A 20,220-nucleotide genomic window follows, 5' to 3' on the forward strand; every position below is an offset into this window, starting at 1 on the left:
AGGCTCGGGCCAGCCCCGACCCGCAATGACTTGAATAGCCGCCGCCGCTCCGGCAGGCTGGCACGATTAACGACCCTCGACCGGGAGAGACACACTAATGGCACTTATCAGCATGCGTCAGATGCTGGACCACGCAGCCGAGTTCGGCTACGGCGTCCCAGCCTTTAACGTCAACAACCTTGAGCAGATGCGCGCCATCATGGAAGCCGCTGACAAGACTGACTCCCCGGTGATCGTCCAAGCTTCGGCCGGCGCTCGCAAATACGCCGGCGCGCCGTTCCTGCGTCACCTGATCCTGGCGGCAATCGAAGAATTCCCGCACATCCCGGTGTGCATGCACCAGGACCACGGCACCAGCCCTGACGTCTGCCAGCGCTCCATCCAACTGGGCTTCAGCTCGGTAATGATGGACGGCTCCCTGGGCGAAGATGGCAAGACCCCGACCGACTACGAATACAATGTCCGTGTCACCCAGCAAACCGTCGCCATGGCCCACGCCTGCGGCGTCTCGGTGGAAGGTGAGCTGGGTTGCCTGGGCTCGCTGGAAACCGGCATGGCCGGTGAAGAAGATGGCATCGGCGCCGAAGGCGTGCTGGATCACAGCCAGATGCTGACCGACCCGGAAGAAGCCGCCGACTTCGTCAAGAAAACCCAGGTCGACGCCCTGGCGATCGCCATTGGCACCAGCCACGGCGCCTACAAGTTCACCAAGCCGCCTACCGGCGACGTGCTGGCCATCGACCGCATCAAGGAAATCCACAAGCGTATCCCCAACACTCACCTGGTGATGCACGGCTCCTCTTCGGTACCGCAGGAGTGGCTGGCGATCATCAACCAGTACGGTGGCGACATCAAGGAAACCTACGGCGTGCCGGTCGAGGAAATCGTCGAAGGCATCAAGTACGGCGTGCGCAAGGTCAACATCGACACTGACCTGCGCCTGGCTTCCACCGGTGCCATGCGTCGTCTGATGGCGACCAATCCTAGCGAGTTTGATCCGCGTAAGTTCTTCGGTGCGACGGTGACGGCGATGCGTGATGTGTGTATCGCGCGTTATGAGGCGTTTGGTACGGCGGGTAATGCGTCGAAGATCAAGCCGATCTCGCTGGAAGCCATGTATCAGCGGTATTTGAAGGGTGAGTTGAACGCTAAGGTTAATTGATGGTTTAGCGTTGTTGAAAAACCCGCAGTGATGCGGGTTTTTTTATGCTTGGGATGTCGTGGTTTTGTGTATATATCCGTTTTTTTGGTGATGGCTGCTCATGGTTCCGCTCTTACAGCGGGTCACTTTCGAAAAGCGCGAAAGTAACCAAAGCGCTTTTGCCCCACCACTCGGTGCCTCGCCTAGGCTCGGCATGCCCTCACTCCGGCATTGCTCCGTGGGCCCGCCGCGAAGGGCCGTCCCTGGCCCAGCGCGGCTAACCCGGCATCCATGCCGGGTTGCCCACTCCACAATGCCTGCGTTCGGCCAGCGTGGTTAACGGGGCGCCCGAGATCAACGTCTACCGCGAGGCGGCCTGGTAGCCGACCTGGTTCTGGATGAGGTTCGCGTTGCCCCTGTGGGAGCGAGCCTGCTCGCGAAGGCGGGGTGTCAGTCGATGAGGATATTGGATAAGCAGGCTTCCTGGTGAGCTGCTTGCGTCAATCTTCCTGCTCGGTCTGCAAAGCGACCTTGAAGTCCTGTCCGCCGTAAAACACGCCCAGGATGAAAACCTGTTCGGGTTCAACGACAAAGGCGATCACAGTCCGTTTGCGGTAGTTTGTTATACGCAACCCCGGCCGTATATCGTCCCTCTGGTCCCTCGGTGCGGGAATGTCCGTAGGTCTTCACAGTAGGTTGCAATAGCGTCGGTACACCTATGGGCAATTTTCGGCGAAGCCGCTGCGGCAATGTAGCGATAGAGCGCAGCTAATTGCTCAAGGGCTTCCGGTGCAAACTTGACGGTATAGACCATCAGGATTCAGCAGTGAGGTTCTGGTGCTCTGCCGCCAATCGGGAGCGCACATCATCAGCGCTTAGTGCACGCGACGGATCTACTTTCAAGGCATCGTAAGCAGGAGCTACCTGGCCTATAAGCCAGTTTTCCAAAGCACGATCACGAGCCAGTAGCGCGCGCAGGCCATCGCGAATGACTTCACTTTCAGTCGCGTACTCGCCAGCGGCCACCTTGGCTTTCACCAGGTCGGCCATTTGGTTGGGCAGGGTGATGCTGAATTGTTGAGTGCTACGCATGACGGACCCCTTGAGGAGATAGGATTTAATCCTACTCTGCTCAGAAGAATATGCACATGACCTCCTGTCATCATCTGTAGCTTGGCAGGCTCGCTCCCACAGGAGGAACGCGGACCCCATCAAGAACCAGGTCGGCTACCAGGCCGCCTCGCGGTGGACGTTGATCTCGGGCGCCCCGTTAACCACGCTGGCCGAACGCAGGTATTGCGCAGTGGGCAACCCGGCATGGATGCCGGGTTAGCCGCGCTGGGCCAGGGACGGCCCTTCGCGGCGGGCCCACGGAGCAATGCCGGAGTGAGGGCATGCCGAGCCTTAGCGAGGCACCGAGTGGTGGGGCAGAGCGTTTTTGGTTACTTTTGGCGCTCTTTCCAAAAGTGACCCGCTGTAAAAGCGGAACCATAACCAGCCGTTACAAAAAAAACGGATATACACACCGATCCTGACAGCGCTGAGTCAGCCAAAATTTTTACTCCTGACCAACGCCATCGCGAGCAAGCTCGCTCCCACAGGGGATCTCCTGCAGGCAGGCTTAGTGCTCTTCGAGGCCGCGCTGTTCAATGACACCAAACACATCGGCCACACCAGAATCCGGGCAACATTAGTGAGAGTGTTGAGATCCCCGGCAGCCGAATCGCGCAAAGTGGTGCAGGCCATAAGCGTCAGGTAATCAAGAGTGGCGTGCAGACGTTCGCTGGCGCAGGCGTGAAGCTCGGTCAGTGGCGCGGTGCTGTCGATGAACAGGATGGGTTGAGTGGTGGCGATCGGGGTGAGCGGGGTAAAGCGGGTAGGTGTTTGATGCGTGGTCATAAGGTTTGGCTCTATTAAGTTGGGAAAATTAATTGCCACCTTTTTGCTGCGAAACAAATGGGTGGCAGTTGCGCGCGGGTTCGCAGACCAAGGAAGAGACCAAACCCGGCAGACCCGAAGGTCTCCCACGCGCAACCGCCATAAAACGAACGCAGGCGAGTGTGCCTGAATTTACATTTGACGGTGCAAAGTCTCTGTATTGATCAGTGGGCTGCGAAACCCTCGCCTGCTGACCAAAGCCAGCAGACCAACCAAACTATAGAGTAGATTTTCCAGGCCAAAATCGACCTGTAGGACGCACCGGCCCCCGTGGTGAGGGAGCTTGCTCCCGCTTGGGGGCGCAGCCGCCGCAAAACCGCTGCATACGGTGCGTCTGACAAAAGAGGGGGCTACTTCACAGCCCAGCGGGAACAAATCCCCTCACCACAAGGGGATGTTTCCTATGAGTTTTTAGGACGTGAAATTTCAGGTGTTGTGATCGATGTCCAACTTGCTGAACGTTACCTTGCCACCTTCGCTGGTATAGCCACTGTTGTCCTGCACATACACCCCGGCCTTGAAGTACAACGGCTTGACCCGCCAGGCAGCGCCGACCGTGGTGTACCAGCTATTACCGGCGGCGGTGATGCCCAGGTCGCCGGTGCGATCCAGGTGGATCCGATAAGAAAAGGCCCGGTCAAGCTTCACGCCGGTAGCTACCGTGATGACCCGGCTTTTGCTGTCATCGGGGCGCATGCGCACCTTGGCGACGATGTTGCCGGTGTTGGTGGCGTCCTTGAATTGGTATTCCAGCTTCACCATCGGTTTGTTGCTGTCCTTGGCATGGATCTGACCAATCACGATTTTGCCGCTGCTGGGAACCTGATTGACCACCAGCGTTGCGCGCAATTGATTATCGGCCTCTGGGTAAAGCCAGTTGCGCAGGGTGCCGTCTCGGTAGGTCTCACGTAGTTCGCTGCGTGGGTAGATCGCGTTTTCGGTCTTGGTGCCGGTCACCGGCGACCAGAAATACACCGTGCTGCCTTCGGAGTTGAAGTACTTGTCCCTGAATCCATCCACCAGTCGAGGGGTTTCGATGGTTTTCGGCGGGCTGCCTTCGGGGATGCTCAGGTTCCAGGTTGCTAGATCGACCATGTTCGGATCCTTTCTGAGAAGAAGAAATGATTTACGCCACAGCCGGAGGCTCTAAGACGCGCTTTCTGCGGACGCCGGCAGGAATGCGGACAAACATCTCGCACGTTCGTACGGCGGAGGCTTGGCGTCAGCAGTCCGTCAGAGTAGGGATTGGCGATTTTGTGCCGCAGATAATTGACCGTTGGTCGGTAGCGTCAAAATTTTATTGAACGATGGCTTTTTGGCGGTGCCATTGCGACGTTGAACGAAGGGGAGCGAGTCGGTTGCGGGCAAGCAGCGATCCATGCTGCTGCTCGGGGGGAAACCTTAGAGGTTGTGATCGATATCCAGCAGGCTGAACGTGGCTTTTGCACCTTCGGTGGCGTAGCCAGCGTTGTCCTGCACGTAGACGCCAGCCTTGAAGTACAACGGTTTGGTGCTCCAGGTGTTGCTGACGGTGGCACTCCACTGATAGCCGGCGCCGTTGATGGTCAAGAGGCCTGCACGGTTGAGGTGGATCAGGTACGAGAACGGCTGGTTGAGCTTGATGCCGGTGGCGATGGTGATGACCTGGCCCGTGGCGTCGTCGGGACGCATGCGCACCTTGGCGACGATGTTGCCGGTGGAGCTGTAGGTCTTGTACTGGTATTCCAGCTTCACCATGGGGCTGGTGCTGTCCTTGGTATGGATCTGGCCAATCACCAGCTTGCCGGTGCTGGGCACCTGGCCGACGGTCAACGTGGCGGCCAGCTTGTTATCCGCAGCCGGGTACAACCAATTGCGCAACGTGCCGTCGCTGTTGGTTTCGCGCAGCTCGCTGCGAGGGTAAATGGCGTTGGCCGTCGTGGCGCCCGTGACGGGGACCCAGAAAAACACGGTGCCGGTTTCCGAGTTGAAATACTGGTTCTTGAAGCCTTGTACCAGTTGCGAAGTCTGGATGGTCGCCGGTGGTGCGCCTTCAGGAATGCTCAGGTTCCAGGTTGCGAGATCGATCATGTCGTGTGTCCTGCGTATCGGGATGTAAAAGGGTGTACGCCGTGTCGGGAGGCTTTGAACCGCCCTTTTGAGCGTCTCGAAACGCTGGGTGGGGCTTTTGTTGTTGACCGCTCGGCGAATGTTTGACGTCAATTGTTCGTCGTGGGGGTCATTGCAGTTTCTGTGCCTGAGCAGGGTGACCGTTAGTCGGCTATTTCGGGCTTTGTCTGGATGATGGCGTCATGACACCTACTGCTTTTCAAAATCCCGGTCTAGAGTGAGATCACTGTATGTTGTCCGTTTTCCCACGTAGGACGGACATGGCGTCCCGATAAGAGAAGCAGCATGGAATGCGCGCAACCCCCGTTTGGCGAAGACAGCTCCGTCCTTTTGATTGTTGATGACTACCCTGAAAACCTGCTCAGCATGCGAGCGTTGTTGCAGCGTCAGGATTGGCAGGTCATGACCGCGTCCTCGGGTGTCGAGGCCCTCAACCTGCTACTCGAACATGACATCGACCTGGTGCTGCTGGATGTGCAGATGCCGGACATGGACGGCTTCGAAGTGGCGCGTCTGATGCGTGGCAGCCAGCGCACGCGGCTCACGCCGATCATCTTCCTGACCGCCAACGAGCAGTCCCAGGACGCGGTGATCAAGGGTTACGCCAGCGGCGCGGTGGATTACCTGTTCAAGCCATTCGACCCGCAGATTCTCAAGCCCAAGGTCCACGCGTTACTCGAGCACCAGCGCAATCGCCGGGCCTTGCAGCGTTTGAGCCAGGACCTGGAGGCAGCCAGGGCCTTTAATGCCTCGGTGCTGGATAACGCCGCCGAAGGCATCCTGGTGGTGGATGAAGGCGGTTTCATCCGTTTTGCCAACCCTTCGACGTGCCGCTTGCTCAACGCCACTGCGGACCGATTGCAAGGGATGCCCTTCCTGGATTTCCTGCAGAAACCCCATATTCCCGAGTGGATCGATTCGGATATCCATGCCGCCTATCGACGTGGCGAAACCTGGCGTTTGCACGACGCCGTGCTGCGCACCGCGCCCGGCCAGCAAGTGTCGGTGGCCTTGTCCTGTGCCCCCCTGCCTTCTGAACAAAAGGCCATGGTGGTGACGCTTCAGGACATGTCGGTGGTTCGTCATCTGCACCAGCAGCTGGAGTTCCAGGCCGTCACTGATCCCCTGACCGGTTTGCTCAACCGCAGGGGGTTCTATCAGACCGCCGAAAACCTGCTGATGCGCAGCGAACGGCTGGAAAGCAACTGGGTGCTGTTGTACCTGGACCTCGATGGTTTCAAACGGGTCAATGACTCGCTGGGCCACGATGCTGGCGACCGGGTGTTGCGCTGGGTGTCGGAACAGTTGAAGGCCTGCCTGCGCCCGTTCGATATCCTCGCGCGGCTCGGCGGCGATGAGTTCACGGCGCTGCTGGATCTTGAGGTGCCCGAGCAGGCGGCGAAGATTGCCGAGAAACTCATCGAGCGCGTCTCGGTCTGCCAGCAGATCGAAGGCATGGACGTGGCGCTGGGCGCCAGTATCGGCATCGCCACGTACCCGGACTGCGGCTCCAACCTCGACGGGTTGCTTCGCGCGTCCGACATCGCCATGTACGAGGCCAAGCGCGCCGGCCGCCAGCAGTATCGTTTCTACGATCACGAAATGAACGGCCGAGCCCGTTCACGGCTGATGCTTGAGGAAAGCGTACGTTCGGCCATCGAAAACCGCGACTTCAATATGGTCTATCAACCACAGGTCAGCATCCTCGACGGACGGACCCGAGGGTTCGAGGCGCTGCTGCGCTGGCAGCATCCCAGCGTCGGGGACGTACCGCCGGGCTTGTTCCTGCCGTTGCTGGAGGAGGCTCGGTTGATCAGTCGGCTGGGCAGCTGGATTTACCATCGCAGTGCGTCCCAGCGCAAAGTCTGGGAGCGGATGTTTCCCGACGACCTGGTGTTGGGCGTGAGCCTGAGCAGTACCCAGTTCGGCATGCCCAACCTGGTGACCGAGTTGCGCCAGGTCCTGGATCGCCATGCGTTGAAGCCGCGGCAGCTGGAGGTCGAGATCACCGAAGACGCGCTGATGCGCAACCCCGACGAAACCCATAAGCAATTGCGCCTGCTGCGCCACCTGGGGGTGCGAGTGGCGCTGGACGACTTCGGTTCGGGGCCTTGCTCGCTGGCGCATCTGCGCGATCTCGAACTCGATACGCTCAAGCTTGATCGGCACTTGATCGCCCGCTTGCCGGACTCGCCCAGGGACGCTGCGCTGGCCGCCTCGGTGATCGACCTGTGCAAGCAATTGGGCTTGCGAGTGATCGCCGAGGGGGTCGAGACGCCGCAGCAGTATCACTGGCTCAAGGCCCATGGCTGTGAATATGTGCAAGGCTTCCTCGTGGCGCGGCCCTTGATGGCCGAGGACACAGATGCCTTCGCGCGACCATTCGACTGGAGCGCGGTGCCGGCCTGAATTCGCTACACTGGCGGCCTCCAGTGACTGTGTTGCCGTCCGATGACCGTGCTCAAATACCTCCAGGCGTACCCCGCCGCGCTGCAAGCCCAGGTGCAGCAACTGATTGCCGAGGATCGACTGGGCGATTACCTGCAACAACGTTATCCCGGCCGCCATCCGATCCAGAGCGACAAGGCGTTGTACGGCTATGCGCTGGATCTCAAGCAGCGCTACCTGCGTAACGCGCCGGCCATCGACAAAGGGCTGTTCGACAACCGCCTCGACCTGACCCATCGCGCGCTTGGGCTGCATACGGCGGTGTCACGGGTACAGGGCGGCAAGCTCAAGGCCAAGAAAGAAATCCGCATTGCTTCTTTGTTCAAGGACGCAGCGCCCCAGTTTCTGGAAATGATCGTGGTGCACGAGTTGGCCCACTTCAAGGAATCGGACCACAACAAGGCTTTCTACCAGCTGTGCGAGCACATGCTGCCGGGCTATCACCAGCTGGAATTCGACCTGCGGGTGTACCTGACCTGGCGGGACCTGCAACAAGACAAGGGATGAGCGAATGGACGTCAGCAAGACCAAGAGCAGCTTCTATCGTCGACTGTACGTGGCTTACCTGATCGACAGCGGCCTGGCCAGCAACATTCCCGCGCTTACCGAAGCTACCGGCATGCCTCGGCGCACCGCCCAGGATACCGTCGTGGCGCTGGCGGACCTGGACATCCTCTGTGAATTCGAGCAGCAGGAGGGCGCGCGCAACCATGCCGGGCGGTATCGGATTCGCGATTGGGGGGCGATTGATTGCAAGTGGATCGAGCAGAATCTGCAGCGGATCAAGGCGGTGCTCGGTTATCCCTGAAGCGTCCGCGACTGGACTGACGCCTTCGCGAGCAGGCTCGCTCCCACAAGGGACCTGGGTGGTACACAAATCTTATGTCCACAACAGGCCTCTGTGGGAGCGAGCCTGCTCGCGAAGAGGACCTCAGGGCCGATGCATCCCGATGTGCGGAATCCCATCCTCAAGATATCCCACGCCCACCACTTCAAACCCGTATCGCCCGTAATACCCCTGCAGATGCGCCTGGGCCGACAATGAGATCGACACGCCGGGCCAGTGCTTTTCGGCCTGCTTCAAGGCTTGTTCCATCAGTGTATGCCCCAGCCCTTGCCCTCGCGCCTCGGTGGCGATGACCACGCGGCCGATCACCACATCGCTGTTTCGCGAATGCGGATCGAGCAAACGAAGGTAAGCGACCAGGTGGTTGTCCTGCCAAGCCATCAGATGGCAGGTGTCGCCTTCAAGGTCCAGTCCGTCGACGTCCGGGTAGGCACAGTTCTGTTCGACGACGAAGACTTCGGCGCGCAGTTTCAGGATGGCGTATAGCTGTTCCTTGCTCAGGTCAGTGTGATGTTTGCAGACCCAGTCGATATCCATTTTTTGAATTTCCCAGAGAACCTGCTGCCGATATTAGGCGTCCTTGCGTCGGAAGTCTCTTTTCAATCGGTCGAAAAATCTGTGATAAAGACCAAAATGCCATCATCGATTTGTCGCGGTACTGCCTTCTTTATGTAATCTTCAATCCAGCGCTGCGCAGCGGTTTCGATGAGCTAACGTCAGGACCCGGATGCCTTGGGGAGTCCCTTGGGTTTCGGCTAAAAACAAACCGGGCTTTGAACCCGTCAAGGAAGTCAGGCATGCCGCGATTGCATCGAGCTCTTGCTTTGGTCGGGTTGCTGTTGCTGAGCCACAACGCCTGTGCGCAGAAACTGCGTCTGGTCGCCGATGCCTGGCCACCCTTTACCGACTCGACGCTGGTCAATGGCGGCCTTGCGACCGATATCGTCACCACCGCCCTGGCCCGCGCCGGTTATGCCAGTGACTTCGAGCAGGTGCCCTGGGCCCGGGCGATGCTGGGGATCAGCGAAGGGCGGTATGACGTGCTGATCAATGCCTGGTACGCCGAGGAACGCACCCATGTGGGCCAGTTCTCGGCCGAGTACCTGCTCAACCGCGTGCGGTTTATCAAGCGCAAGGACTCGCCCATCGACTTCGACAACCTGCAGCAGTTGTATGCCTATCCCATCGCCGTGGTTCGTGGCTACGCCTATTCCAAGGCGTTCGATGAGGACGAGAAGATGCAGAAAATCCCTGTGCATAATTTTGCGATGGCCGTGCGCATGCTCGCCGCCGACCGGGTGAAGCTGACGCTGGAAGACGAATACGTCGCCCGTTATTACCTGGCCCGCGAATCCGCCAAGGTGCGCAATGCCGTGGAATTTCTACCCAAGCCGTTGAGTGAAAACAGCCTGCATATCCTGGTCAGCCTGAAGAATCCCGAGCATGAGCAGATCGTCGCCGGGTTTGATCGGGAGATTGCGGCGATGAAGGCGGATGGGAGTTATCAGAAGTTATTGAAGGCGCATGGGATGTAGGGTGCCTGGGCTGGCCCCTTCGCGAGCAAGCTCGCTCCCACAGGGTACGCATTTCAATGTGGGAGCGAGCTTGCTCGCGATGAGGCCCGCATGAACACCACAGCACTCAAGCCTCACTGGTGTCCTTGATCAGGTGCGCCGCCAGCGTCCGCAACGGCCCCAATTGCCGGCAGATCAACGCCAGTTGCGTCTGCACCAGCCGCTGGCCTTCGTCGATTTCATCGGGCATCAGCTCAAGCTCGCTGGCGAGGGCTTCTTCGTCGTCGCTCTGGATCGCGATCGGCTGTTTGCTCGCCAGGCCCTGGGCAATTTCATCGATGCTAGTCGCCAGCCTTGCTCCGGCGCCGTCGATCAGCTGCTCGCGCACCTCAGTCGGCAGTTCGGTGCCCCGGTGGGCCCCGAGCCCCGACAAGTAACTGAGCAGGGTGTGGGACAGCACCAGGAAGCGGAACCCTACGTCGGCCTCCTTACGGAAATGGCCCGGCTCCATCAGCATGTTCGCCAGCGTCGTGGACAGCGCCGCGTCGGCGTTATGGGCGTTGCGCCGGGCCAGGCGATAGGCCAGGTCATCACTTTTGCCCGCGGCGTATTGCTGCATGATCTGGCGCAGGTAGATGCTGTTGCAGGTCAGCGTGTTGGCCAGCACCTTGTTCAGTCGCCGGCCCTGCCAGTCCGGCAGGAACAGGAACACCGCCAGCCCGGCGATCAGGCTGCCGAGCAAGGTATCGAACAGCCGTGGCAGCAGCAGCCCGTAGCCGTCGCCGACCTGATTGAAGCAGAACAGCACCATGACGGTGATCGCGGCAGTCGCCAAGGTGTAGCGGGTGGTGCGGTTGGTAAAGAACACCACCCCGGCGGCAATGGCGAAGCATGACTGCACCAGCGGATTGGGAAACAGGTCGAACAACGCCCAGGCGACCGTCAGGCCGATGGCGGTGCCGATGATCCGCTGGCCGAGCTTGCGCCGCGTGGCGCCGTAGTTGGGCTGGCAGACGAACAGTGTGGTGAGGATGATCCAGTAGCCCTGGGAGGGGTGGATCAGGTGCACCATCGCGTAGCCCACGCTCAGCGCCAAGGGCAGGCGCAGGGCGTGACGGAACAGCAGCGACGTCGGCGTGAGCTGCGTGCGCAGGCGGACCCAGACGTCCTTGAGGTTGCGTGGCGAGCGGTCCAGCAGGCTGCTGTCAGTGGCGTCGGCGAGGGCGTCGGGGTTGCTCGCGTCGCTGAGCAGGCGGTCCATCGTGCCGAGGTTGACCGACAACGCCCGCAGCGAGCGCAACAGGCCGCGCCAGGCCGGGTTGCTCTGGATGCGCAGGTGCTCCAGGGAAGCATGCAAATCGTTCAGGGCTTCGGCGAAGCTGTCGTCGTAGACGAACGGCTGGCGCAACTGGATGGACTCGGCCAGTGCCAGGCAAGCCTTGCCTTGCTGGCGCAGCAGGCGCTGGCAGCGGAACAGTACGTCGCTGTGGAAGAACGCCTCGGCCAGGGCGTTATAGGGATAGTGCGAGGAGCTGGCGCGTTCATGGATGTCCTGGGCAAGGAAGTACAGCTTCAGGTAGCGGCTGACTTTCGAGCCCGGCCGGCCATTGCCGACGCGGTGCAGGATGATTTCCTTCGCGCTGTTGAGCGCGGCCACCACCCGGCCATTCTGCTGGGCCAGCTCCAGGCGCCGGGCCTCGATATCCAGCTGACGGATCGGCTCCAGCAGCGATGACTTGAGTTTCAGGTAGCGCCCCAGTTCGCGGAACAGGCGCGCCAGGCTCTGCTGCACCGGCTGGTTGGAAAACAGCGCGTGCCACAACACCGAGAGCAGGCCATACCAGGCGGCGCCGGCCACCAGCAACACCGGCTCATGCCAGAAGTCCGTGATCGCACCGCCGCGCTGGTCCACGCCGATCATGGTGTAGACCGAAAGAATCAGGGTAGCCGAGGCAATCGCGCCATAGCGCTCGCCCAGGGCACCGAGCATGGTCAGACCGAAGGCCGCCAGGGCCAGGGCGACGATGAACAGGACGGGATAGGGAAACAGCAACTCCACCGACAGCGCGGCGATGCTGAAGCACACCAGCGTAACGGCCAGCGCGTTGAGACGGCCTTGCCAGCTGTCGTCGGTCTCGGCCAATGCGCTGGCGATGATGCCGAGGAACAGCGGAATCAGCAGCGCCATCTTATCCAGGTACCAACACAGCACCATGCTGCCGGTCAGGGCGATGAACACCCGCACGCTATAGCTGAATTTATCCAACGCCCAAAGGCGACGCAGAGACTGGCTGAACGAGGTCGATGACATGAAGTGCACGGGCCTGACGGGCAATGACGCTAAATTGAGGCAGTAATGACGCCGATGCAATGGCGACGATCACATCCGGCAGCAAAAAGTGTTCCGGAAGCCGCCACCAGACCCTGTGGGAGCGAGCCTGCTCGCGAAGGCGTTGGATCAGTCGGCATTGATGTTGCCTGATTCACCGCCATTCGCGAGCAGGCTCGCTCCCACAGGGGCATCGCCCACATAGGTGTAGCACTTTCGTCAGACGTACTGCGCCGCCGCATACCCCGAAGCCCAGGCCCATTGGAAGTTGAAACCGCCCAGGTGACCGGTGACGTCGAGCACTTCGCCAATGAAATACAGTCCTGGGCTTTTCAGCGACTCCATGGTCTTGGAAGAAACTTCCCGGGTGTCGACGCCGCCCAGGGTCACTTCGGCGGTGCGGTAGCCTTCGGTGCCGGCGGGGACGACGTTCCAGCTCGCCAGCTTCTCGGCGATGTCCGCAAGTTCCGCGTGAGTATATTGCTTCATCGGCTTGGAGACGAACCAGGTGTCGGCCAGCAGGTTGGCCATTTTCTTGGTGAACAACTCGCCCAGCAGGGTCTTGAGTTCGCTGTTCGGGCGTTCGGCCTGTTGCTGTTGCAGCCACTGCGGCACGTCGTGGTCGGGCAGCAGGTTGATCTGCACCGTGTCGCCCGGCTCCCAGAAAGACGAGATCTGCAAGATCGCCGGGCCGCTCAAGCCGCGATGGGTGAACAGGATGTTCTCGCGAAAACTCTGCTCGTTGCAGCTCACCAGACAATCCACCGACGTGCCCGACAGTTCGGTGCACAGGCTCTTCAACTGATCGGTGATGGTGAACGGCACCAGTCCAGCCCGGGTCGGCAGCAGCTGGTGGCCGAATTGCCTGGCCACCTGATAGCCGAAGCCAGTCGCGCCCAGGGTCGGGATCGACAGCCCGCCCGTGGCGATCACCAGGGATTGGCAAGCGATGGGCCCGAGGGTGGTTTGCAGCAGGTAGCCGTCGGCGGTCTTCTCGATCTGCTCGATCGAGGTGTCCAGGTGCAGGTCGACGCCGGCCTGGTCACACTCGTCCAGCAGCAGGCCGAGGATGTCGCTGGATTTGTTATCGCAGAACAACTGGCCGAGTTTTTTCTCGTGATAGGGCACGCCGTGCTTGGCCACCAACGCGATGAAATCCCATTGGGTATAGCGGGCCAGGGCCGACTTGCAGAAGTGCGGGTTCTGCGAGAGGAAGTTGCCCGGTTCGGTGTACATGTTGGTGAAGTTGCAGCGTCCACCGCCCGACATGAGGATTTTCTTGCCGGCCTTGTTGGCGTGGTCCAGCAACATCACCTGCCGCCCGCGCCGGGCGGCAGTCAGCGCGCACATCAACCCCGCGGCGCCAGCGCCAATGATCACGACTTCGGTAGAGCGCAAAACGGTGTCCTCACATTCAGATGAGTATGGAGCTTTTGTGGCGAGGGAGCTTGCTCCCGCTGGGCTGCGAGCAGCCCTGAACAGACGATACGGTGCATCTGGAAGATCGCATCGCCTGGATTACGACTGCTGCGCAGCCGAGCGGGAGCAAGCTCCCTCGCCACAGGGTGAATGAACGGCAATCAGAGGATCCGCACCCGCAACGAGCGTCCCTTGATCTTGCCATCGTTCAGGCGCTGCAAGGCCTGTTTGGCGATCCCGCGCTCCACTGCCACATAGGCCTGGAAATCGAAAATCGCGATCTTGCCCACCTGCGCGCCAGGGATGCCGGCCTCGCCGGTCAGGGCGCCGAGGATGTCGCCGGGGCGCACCTTGTCCTTGCGTCCGGCACCGATGCACAGGGTGCTCATGGCTGGCAGCAGCGGACCACCACCCTGAGACTTGAGGTTGTCCAGCTGGTCCCAGCTCAACGGCGATTTCTGCAGTTGCTCGATGGCCTGGGCGCGATGGGCTTCGGACGGCGCCACCAGGCTGATGGCGATGCCTTTCTCCCCGGCGCGACCGGTGCGGCCGACGCGGTGGATGTGAATCTCCGAGTCCCGGGCCAGCTCGACGTTGATCACCATGTCCAGCGCATCGATATCCAGGCCACGGGCCGCCACGTCGGTGGCGACCAGGACCGAGGTGCTGCGGTTGGCGAACATCGCCAGTACCTGGTCGCGGTCGCGCTGTTCCAGGTCACCGTGCAAACCGACCGCGGAGATGCCCTTGGACGTCAGGTGGTCGACGGTTTCCTGGACCTGCTGCTTGGTGAAGCAGAACGCCACGCAGGAGGCCGGGCGGAAATGCGCCAGCACCTTGACCACCGCGTCCATGCGCTCCTCGGGGGAGATCTCGTAGAAGCGCTGCTCGATCTGTGAGTCGGAGTGCAGCGCCTCGGCCTTGACCTGCTGCGGGTTACGCATGAACTTCGACGACAGTTGCTTGATGCCCACCGGGTAGGTGGCCGAGAACAGCAGCGTCTGGCGGCGTTCCGGGGTCTGCTGGATGATGTCTTCGATGGCCTCGTAGAAGCCCATGTCGAGCATGCGGTCGGCTTCGTCGAGGATCAGCGTATTGAGGCCGTCGAGCACCAGCGAACCCTTGCGCAGGTGCTGCTGGATGCGCCCCGGCGTGCCGACGATGATGTGGGCGCCGTGTTCGAGGGAGGCGATCTGCGGGCCGAAGGACACGCCGCCGCAAAGGGTCAGGACCTTGATGTTGTCTTCGGCGCGGGCCAGGCGGCGGATTTCCTTGGCGACCTGGTCGGCCAGCTCACGGGTCGGGCACATCACCAGGGCCTGACAGCCAAAGAAGCGCGGGTTGATCGGGTTCAGCAGGCCGATGCCGAAGGCCGCGGTCTTGCCGCTGCCGGTCTTGGCCTGGGCGATCAGGTCCATGCCCTTGAGGATCACCGGCAAGCTTTGCGCCTGGATCGGCGTCATCTGGGCATAACCGAGTGATTCGAGGTTAGCCAGCATGGCGGCGGACAGCGGCAAAGTATTAAAAGCGGTGGCAATGGTGGTCACGGGACTGGCCTGCAAAACAAAATGTCGCGCAGTGTAGCAGCCTCGTGCCACTTTCTTCGAAAGTTCTGGACGAGCTGTGGCGCAGCTCCGAAGCGGGAAGATTCCCCTGTGGCGAGGGAGCTTGCTCCCGCTGGGGTGCGAAGCGCCCCCAAAACCGGCCAACACGGTGCGCCTGAAGTATCGCGTCGTCTGGATTGCGTCTGCTGCGCAGCCGAGCGGGAGCAAGCTCCCTCGCCACAACAGCCCTATCGCCACATTAGTGCTCGATATGCTCATCCGGCCGCTTCACCCGCCGTCCGTCCTGCTTGGACAGCTGGGAGAAAATCGTCGCCGCCAGCATCGCCATGATGCCCACCGTCACGAAGGTCAACTGGAACGCGCCCAGCACCGTGTCCACGCCATCATTGCCGACCTGGGCGGTAAAGCCGCCGAGGAGCGCGCCGGCGCAGGCCACGCCGAGGCTCAGGGACAGTTGCGCCACCACCGACAGCAAGCTGTTGCCGCTGCTGGCGCTGGCGTCGTCCAGGTCGATCAGGGTCACGGTGTTCATCGCGGTGAATTGCAGCGAATTGATCGCCCCCAGCACCGCCAGATGCGCCAGCAGCAGCCAGTACGGCGTCTGTTCGGTGACCAGGCCCATGCTCGCCAGCATCACGCCCAGGGCCAGGGTATTGGCGGTAAGGACGATGCGATAGCCGAAGCGTTCGATCAAAGGCCGGGCGACCGATTTGGCGACCATCGCCGCCGCCGCCAGGGGCAGCATGCTCATGCCCGCCTGGGACGGCGAATAGCCCAGCGCCACTTGCAGCAGCAACGGCACCAGGAACGGCAACGCGCCGCTGCCCAGGCGCGCGAACAGGTTGCCGAGGATGCCCACGGCAAAGGTCCGGGTCTTGAACAGCGACGGCGGGAACAGCGCATTCTCGACGTGCCCGGCCCGTAGCCAATAGGCCGCGAGGCAGGCCATGCCGCCGAACAGCAGCAACATCACGCGCAGGTGCGGAAGATGCAGTTCACCCAGGCCTTCCATGGCGATGGTGATCAATACCATAGCGGCGCCAAACAGCAGGAACCCCAGCCCATCGAACCGCGTGCGCTCGCTGCCGCGCAGGTCCGGAATGAATTTCCAAACGGCATAGCAGCCGATTACCCCCACCGGCAGGTTGATGATGAAAATCCAGTGCCACGTCAGGTACTCGACCATCCAGCCACCCATGGTCGGGCCGATCAGCGGGCCGAGCAGGCCGGGGATGGTGATGAAACCCATGATCCGCACCAGCTCCGAACGCGGGTACGCCCGTAGAACTACCAGCCTGCCCACCGGCAGCATCAGCGCGCCACCCAGGCCTTGGACGACCCGGGCGCCGATCAGCATGCTCAACGAATTGGACAAGGCGCACAGCAACGAGCCGAAGCTGAACAGCAGGATCGCGCCGAAGAAAATCTTCTTGGTGCCAAAGCGGTCGGCGATCCAGCCCGAGGCCGGGATCAGCAGGGCCACCGTGAGCATGTAGGCGATGATCACGCCTTGCATGCGCAGCGGGTTCTCCGCCAGGTCGCCGGCCATGGCAGGCAGGGCGGTGTTGAGGATGGTCCCGTCCAGGGACTGCATGAAAAAAGCGATTGCCACGACCCACGGAAGCCAGCGGGCGGTGACGGCGTCGAGCGGGGCGCGGTTGGGCATGGGACCTCTTGTGTGAAAAAGTGAACAATTTCCTGTGGCGAAAACGCTTTTGTGGCGAGGGAGCTTGCTCCCGCTGGGGTGCGGAGCATCCCCAAGCCGGTGAACACGGTGTGCCTGAAATATCGCGCCGCCTGGGTTGCGACTGCTTCGCAGCCGAGCGGGAGCAAGCTCCCTCGCCACGGGAACTGCGAGTTATAGCGTCAGCGTGAGCCTCTTCACCAACGCCCCCGGCAGCAGCATCGAAGCCGTGGCCCGCTGGCTGTAGGTACTGGCCGAAAGCAGAAGTTCCCGCTCCCGGGTCAGGCCTTCGAGTTGCGAGCCGAGCAGGCTGTAGACGCTGTCGTCGAAACGCATGGTGCTCACCGGCGCCTGGATCTGGCCATCCTCGACCCAGAACGTGGCGAAACGGGTCATGCCGGTCAGGCGCGCCGCCGGTTGGTCCGAGTAGTTCAGGTACCAGAGGTTGCTGATGTACAAGCCGGTGCCGAGTTCTTCGAGAACGTGCCTTAGCGCCAGATGACCCTCTTTCATCTCCAGCGCGGTAGGGTATTCATAGCTGCTGGCGCCGTTGGCGGTAAGACCGTATTCGGCGGCGCTGCGGGAATTGACCAGCCGTGCGTTGGCCGTGCCCTTGGCGATGAGCCCGAGGTCATCGCGAGGATAACCTTCGTCGGAAAATGCCGGGCTCAGGGAGCCGCTGACCTGCTCCGTCAACCAGACGTTGGGGCTGAAGTGGGCTTCGCCGGCGTAGAACTTCTGCAGCGGGCTTTGCTTGCTGGCGATTGCACGGGCCGAGAACCCGCCCCAACTGAGCATGCCCATGATTTCTTCCAGCGCGGCGGGCGCCAGGTAGGCGCGGTATTCACCGGGCGGCAGCGTGCGCAGTGGTCGGCCGAGGAATTGCAGCTGTTCGCGTGCCTGTCCGAAACGTTCGGCGAACCCTTCGCTGCTCCAGGCGTGGCCTGCATAGCTGGCCTTCACGGCCTGGCCGTTCTCATGGAACAAGCTGAAGTCGAAATTGAAACTGTTGGCCTGATGCCAGCCGAAGGCACCCGAGGAACTGGCGAAGCCCCGGCTGATCGGCCCGGCCGCATAGAACCCCACCAGGTCCAGGCCTTCTGCGGCGCGGGTGATTTCGCCGACCGCCTGCTCCGTCTCGGGCAATGGGTGATCCTGCACACTGTTGCTCTGCCAGTGGTTGTGGTTGAGCAGCAGGTAGGGATCGGCGGGCAGCAACGGCAACGTCTCGCGCAACTGTTGCAACCCTTCGCTCAGGCGTTGCAGATCGGTCTGGGTGTCGCCGGACAAGGTGATCTGCAAGTCGGCATGGCGGCCGTCGTTGATCAGTTTGAGGTTGATATTGGCCTGTTGGACCTGCCCGGCCTGGCGAACCTTGCCGTGGTTGAAGCGCACGAAAGCCGAAGACTCGGCGGCATAGCCGAGGGTGAACTGTTCGGGCTCACGCAAGGCGTTGCGCAGCCAATCGACCAACGCCTTGAACGCCCCGGCCTCATTTGTGACGGTGCTCATCAGGCGTCTCCCCCAAATACGTCAACGTTGCTGAACACGCAGGCCGGCGAAGCATGGCCGACGCGGATGACCTGGTTCGGCTCACCCTTGCCACAGTTCGGCGTGCCGAGGACCTGGGAAGTGCTGGCGTCGCCCACGGCCCTCAAGCTTTTCCAGAACTGCGCGGAAATGCCCCGGTAGTTGGGATTTTTCACCACGCCCTTGAGCTCGCCGTCTTCGATCAACTGGCCCCATTCGCAGCCAAACTGGAACTTGTTACGGGCGTCATCGATGGACCAGGAGCGGTTGGTGCGCATCAGCACGCCGTGCTCGATGCCTTGGATCAGTTGCTCCAGGGATTGGTCGCCGGGCTCGATGTTCAGGTTTGCCATGCGGTCGATGGGCGGACGATTCCAACTGCAGGCGCGGCTGTTGGCGACCCCGTCGAGGCCGGCGCGGAACTGCGACAGCGCACCGCCCAGGGGGCGCAACAGCAAGCCTTCGCGGATCAGGAACTGTTTGCTGGCAGCACTGCCGTCATCGTCATGGCTGTAGCTGGCCAGTTCTTCCGGGATGTCCGGGTCGAACGTCACGTTCAGCAGGTTGGAGCCGTATTGCAGGTGTCCGAAATCGCTGGTCTTGACGAAACTGGTGCCGGCGTAATTGCGCTCGTCGCCGAGGATACGGTCCAGTTCCAGCGGGTGACCGATGGATTCGTGGATCTGCAGCATCATCTGGTCGGGCATCAGCAACAGGTCGCGTGGGCCTTGCGGGGTGTTTGGCGCCATCAGCAATTGCAGGGCCTGGTCGGCAATCTTCGGCCCGGCACCGATCAGGCCGCAGCGGTTGATCACATCGAAGCCGCCCTGCTGACCAAAGTTCTCGCGGCCCAGGGTGCGCGTCTGGCTGTCGTGCCCGTCGAAGGCGGTGACGTCCAGGGCCGGGTAGATGAAGCGCTGGGCCTGGCGCAGTTCGGCGCCGGCGCTGTTGAGGTAGATCTGCTCGACCTGGGTCAGGCCGATGCTGGCCTGCCAGTTCACCAGGCGCTCGTCTGTCGGCACCGCTGCCGATTCGTCGCCAAGCAGTTGGTAGCAATCGCTCAGTGGAGGGAACGCCTGGTCGAAGTGCGGTGAGAAATAATCGGCGCGGTCGCTGGAGACCGACTGCTCGCGCAAGTCGAGCAAAGCGTGGGGCTTGAGCCGGTGGGCCTGTTGCTCGGCGCGTTCGAGCGCTGCTTGCAGGCCGGCCTGGGACAAATCGTTGGTGGCCGCATAGGCTTCGACGCCATTGACCCGCACGGTGAGCATCGCACCTTCGTCGCGGCTCAGGCTGGGCGGCTCGGCGACATTCTTGCGCACCGACAGGTGCTGACCGGACTCTCGGACGTAACGCAGGGAAAAGAATTCAGCGCCCGTGCGCAATGCAGCAAACCGCTGCTTGAGCTGGGGATGGAAATCGAACATGAAACCTCCTTGTCTGGAGTGACGATGCAGCGAGGTGCGGCGCGTTGACGCGGGCGGCTCTAGAGTAGGCCTGGGGTGGGGGAGGGATCAAGGCAGATGGGGATTTTGCGGTGTGGCAGTCAGAGAAATATTCTGAATGGGCTGGCCCCTTCGTCGGATCGCCGCCCGGAGCAGGCTCGCTCCCACAGTAGGTTTTCAGTGGTCACAAAGCCTGTGTCCACCGCCAAACCTTTGTGGGAGCGAGCCTGCTCCGGGCGGCGATCCGACGAAGG

15 protein-coding genes and 2 pseudogenes are annotated in these 20,220 nt (G+C 61.4%); 5 read left to right on the forward strand and 12 right to left on the reverse strand.

Going from position 1 to position 20,220, the window contains the following annotated elements; translation table 11 throughout:
• The first annotated feature begins 97 nt into the window (after nucleotides 1–97).
• Nucleotides 98–1,162 (forward strand): class II fructose-bisphosphate aldolase, encoded by a 1,065-nt coding sequence (gene fba / locus J3P96_RS02165; protein WP_003177554.1) that lies wholly within the window; start codon nucleotides 98–100, stop codon nucleotides 1,160–1,162.
• Between the two features lie 479 nt (nucleotides 1,163–1,641).
• Here the strand turns inward: fba and J3P96_RS02170 are convergent.
• From J3P96_RS02170 to J3P96_RS02190, 5 genes and pseudogenes are all read right to left on the reverse strand, one after another.
• A pseudogene (locus tag J3P96_RS02170) lies at nucleotides 1,642–1,955 on the reverse strand (type II toxin-antitoxin system RelE/ParE family toxin).
• The gene (locus J3P96_RS02175; protein WP_434602091.1) at nucleotides 1,955–2,233 is read right to left on the reverse strand and encodes a ribbon-helix-helix domain-containing protein; all 279 of its coding nucleotides are present in this window, start codon (nucleotides 2,231–2,233) and stop codon (nucleotides 1,955–1,957) included. The pseudogene J3P96_RS02170 and the gene J3P96_RS02175 overlap by 1 nt, the downstream one beginning before the upstream one ends.
• Nucleotides 2,234–2,762: 529 nt before the next feature.
• Nucleotides 2,763–3,040, reverse strand: a pseudogene (locus J3P96_RS02180) (fructose-bisphosphate aldolase).
• A 465-nt stretch (nucleotides 3,041–3,505) separates the two neighbouring features.
• Nucleotides 3,506–4,174: a polysaccharide lyase family 7 protein gene (locus J3P96_RS02185; protein WP_305498250.1), complete on the reverse strand. Its 669-nt coding sequence runs from the start codon at nucleotides 4,172–4,174 to the stop codon at nucleotides 3,506–3,508.
• 306 nt (nucleotides 4,175–4,480) lie between these two features.
• Nucleotides 4,481–5,149 (reverse strand): polysaccharide lyase family 7 protein, encoded by a 669-nt coding sequence (locus J3P96_RS02190; protein WP_305498252.1) that lies wholly within the window; start codon nucleotides 5,147–5,149, stop codon nucleotides 4,481–4,483.
• Nucleotides 5,150–5,473: 324 nt separating this feature from the next.
• Here J3P96_RS02190 and J3P96_RS02195 point away from each other — a divergent pair, with 324 nt between their 5' ends.
• From J3P96_RS02195 to J3P96_RS02205, 3 genes are read left to right on the forward strand one after another with little or no spacing between them, the layout of a single operon-like run.
• The gene (locus J3P96_RS02195; protein ID WP_434571255.1) at nucleotides 5,474–7,597 is read left to right on the forward strand and encodes a putative bifunctional diguanylate cyclase/phosphodiesterase; all 2,124 of its coding nucleotides are present in this window, start codon (nucleotides 5,474–5,476) and stop codon (nucleotides 7,595–7,597) included.
• Between the two features lie 42 nt (nucleotides 7,598–7,639).
• Nucleotides 7,640–8,143, forward strand: coding sequence for a M48 metallopeptidase family protein (locus J3P96_RS02200; RefSeq protein ID WP_434655049.1), 504 nt, complete (start codon nucleotides 7,640–7,642; stop codon nucleotides 8,141–8,143).
• A gap of 4 nt (nucleotides 8,144–8,147) precedes the next feature.
• On the forward strand, nucleotides 8,148–8,444 hold the full coding sequence (locus J3P96_RS02205; protein ID WP_434655052.1) for a winged helix-turn-helix domain-containing protein: 297 nt from the start codon (nucleotides 8,148–8,150) through the stop codon (nucleotides 8,442–8,444).
• A 123-nt stretch (nucleotides 8,445–8,567) separates the two neighbouring features.
• Here the strand turns inward: J3P96_RS02205 and J3P96_RS02210 are convergent, their stop codons facing one another.
• The gene (locus J3P96_RS02210) at nucleotides 8,568–9,020 is read right to left on the reverse strand and encodes a GNAT family N-acetyltransferase (protein WP_434655055.1); all 453 of its coding nucleotides are present in this window, start codon (nucleotides 9,018–9,020) and stop codon (nucleotides 8,568–8,570) included.
• Between the two features lie 260 nt (nucleotides 9,021–9,280).
• Here J3P96_RS02210 and J3P96_RS02215 point away from each other — a divergent pair, with 260 nt between their 5' ends.
• Entirely contained in the window at nucleotides 9,281–10,018 is a 738-nt protein-coding gene (locus J3P96_RS02215; RefSeq protein WP_434571263.1) for a substrate-binding periplasmic protein, read from the forward strand.
• A 106-nt stretch (nucleotides 10,019–10,124) separates the two neighbouring features.
• Here the strand turns inward: J3P96_RS02215 and yccS are convergent, their stop codons facing one another.
• The 6 genes from yccS to J3P96_RS02245 all read right to left on the reverse strand — a co-directional run bounded on the left by yccS (nucleotide 10,125) and on the right by J3P96_RS02245 (nucleotide 19,948).
• Complete coding sequence (gene yccS, locus J3P96_RS02220) at nucleotides 10,125–12,308, reverse strand: YccS family putative transporter (RefSeq protein ID WP_434627488.1); 2,184 nt, start codon at nucleotides 12,306–12,308, stop codon at nucleotides 10,125–10,127.
• A gap of 237 nt (nucleotides 12,309–12,545) precedes the next feature.
• Entirely contained in the window at nucleotides 12,546–13,724 is a 1,179-nt protein-coding gene (locus tag J3P96_RS02225; RefSeq protein WP_434655058.1) for an NAD(P)/FAD-dependent oxidoreductase, read from the reverse strand.
• 182 nt (nucleotides 13,725–13,906) lie between these two features.
• The gene (gene dbpA, locus J3P96_RS02230; RefSeq protein ID WP_434658066.1) at nucleotides 13,907–15,244 is read right to left on the reverse strand and encodes an ATP-dependent RNA helicase DbpA; all 1,338 of its coding nucleotides are present in this window, start codon (nucleotides 15,242–15,244) and stop codon (nucleotides 13,907–13,909) included.
• A gap of 304 nt (nucleotides 15,245–15,548) precedes the next feature.
• Nucleotides 15,549–16,976, reverse strand: a complete 1,428-nt coding sequence (mdtD, locus tag J3P96_RS02235; protein ID WP_434655060.1) for a multidrug transporter subunit MdtD — start codon at nucleotides 16,974–16,976, stop codon at nucleotides 15,549–15,551.
• Nucleotides 16,977–17,168: 192 nt separating this feature from the next.
• Complete coding sequence (locus J3P96_RS02240) at nucleotides 17,169–18,506, reverse strand: TldD/PmbA family protein (RefSeq protein ID WP_434655062.1); 1,338 nt, start codon at nucleotides 18,504–18,506, stop codon at nucleotides 17,169–17,171.
• Nucleotides 18,506–19,948: a TldD/PmbA family protein gene (locus J3P96_RS02245; protein ID WP_434655065.1), complete on the reverse strand. Its 1,443-nt coding sequence runs from the start codon at nucleotides 19,946–19,948 to the stop codon at nucleotides 18,506–18,508. The genes J3P96_RS02240 and J3P96_RS02245 overlap by 1 nt, the downstream gene beginning before the upstream one ends.
• Nucleotides 19,949–20,220 lie beyond the last annotated feature (272 nt).

Source organism: Pseudomonas sp. R3-56 (genome assembly GCF_051132075.1).
Lineage (GTDB): Bacteria > Pseudomonadota > Gammaproteobacteria > Pseudomonadales > Pseudomonadaceae > Aquipseudomonas.

Excerpts from the sequence above, each read along its gene's own strand:
- mdtD (WP_434655060.1), bottom strand. The coding sequence starts at position 16,976 with ATGCCCAACCGCGCCCCGCTCGACGCCGTCACCGCCCGCTGGCTTCCG.
- J3P96_RS02175 (WP_434602091.1), bottom strand. The coding sequence starts at position 2,233 with ATGCGTAGCACTCAACAATTCAGCATCACCCTGCCCAACCAAATGGCC.
- J3P96_RS02240 (WP_434655062.1), bottom strand. The coding sequence starts at position 18,506 with ATGAGCACCGTCACAAATGAGGCCGGGGCGTTCAAGGCGTTGGTCGAT.
- J3P96_RS02245 (WP_434655065.1), bottom strand. The coding sequence starts at position 19,948 with ATGTTCGATTTCCATCCCCAGCTCAAGCAGCGGTTTGCTGCATTGCGC.
- J3P96_RS02205 (WP_434655052.1), top strand. The coding sequence starts at position 8,148 with ATGGACGTCAGCAAGACCAAGAGCAGCTTCTATCGTCGACTGTACGTG.
- J3P96_RS02210 (WP_434655055.1), bottom strand. The coding sequence starts at position 9,020 with ATGGATATCGACTGGGTCTGCAAACATCACACTGACCTGAGCAAGGAA.
- dbpA (WP_434658066.1), bottom strand. The coding sequence starts at position 15,244 with ATGCTGGCTAACCTCGAATCACTCGGTTATGCCCAGATGACGCCGATC.
- yccS (WP_434627488.1), bottom strand. The coding sequence starts at position 12,308 with ATGTCATCGACCTCGTTCAGCCAGTCTCTGCGTCGCCTTTGGGCGTTG.
- J3P96_RS02185 (WP_305498250.1), bottom strand. The coding sequence starts at position 4,174 with ATGGTCGATCTAGCAACCTGGAACCTGAGCATCCCCGAAGGCAGCCCG.
- J3P96_RS02195 (WP_434571255.1), top strand. The coding sequence starts at position 5,474 with ATGGAATGCGCGCAACCCCCGTTTGGCGAAGACAGCTCCGTCCTTTTG.
- fba (WP_003177554.1), top strand. The coding sequence starts at position 98 with ATGGCACTTATCAGCATGCGTCAGATGCTGGACCACGCAGCCGAGTTC.
- J3P96_RS02200 (WP_434655049.1), top strand. The coding sequence starts at position 7,640 with ATGACCGTGCTCAAATACCTCCAGGCGTACCCCGCCGCGCTGCAAGCC.
- J3P96_RS02190 (WP_305498252.1), bottom strand. The coding sequence starts at position 5,149 with ATGATCGATCTCGCAACCTGGAACCTGAGCATTCCTGAAGGCGCACCA.
- J3P96_RS02215 (WP_434571263.1), top strand. The coding sequence starts at position 9,281 with ATGCCGCGATTGCATCGAGCTCTTGCTTTGGTCGGGTTGCTGTTGCTG.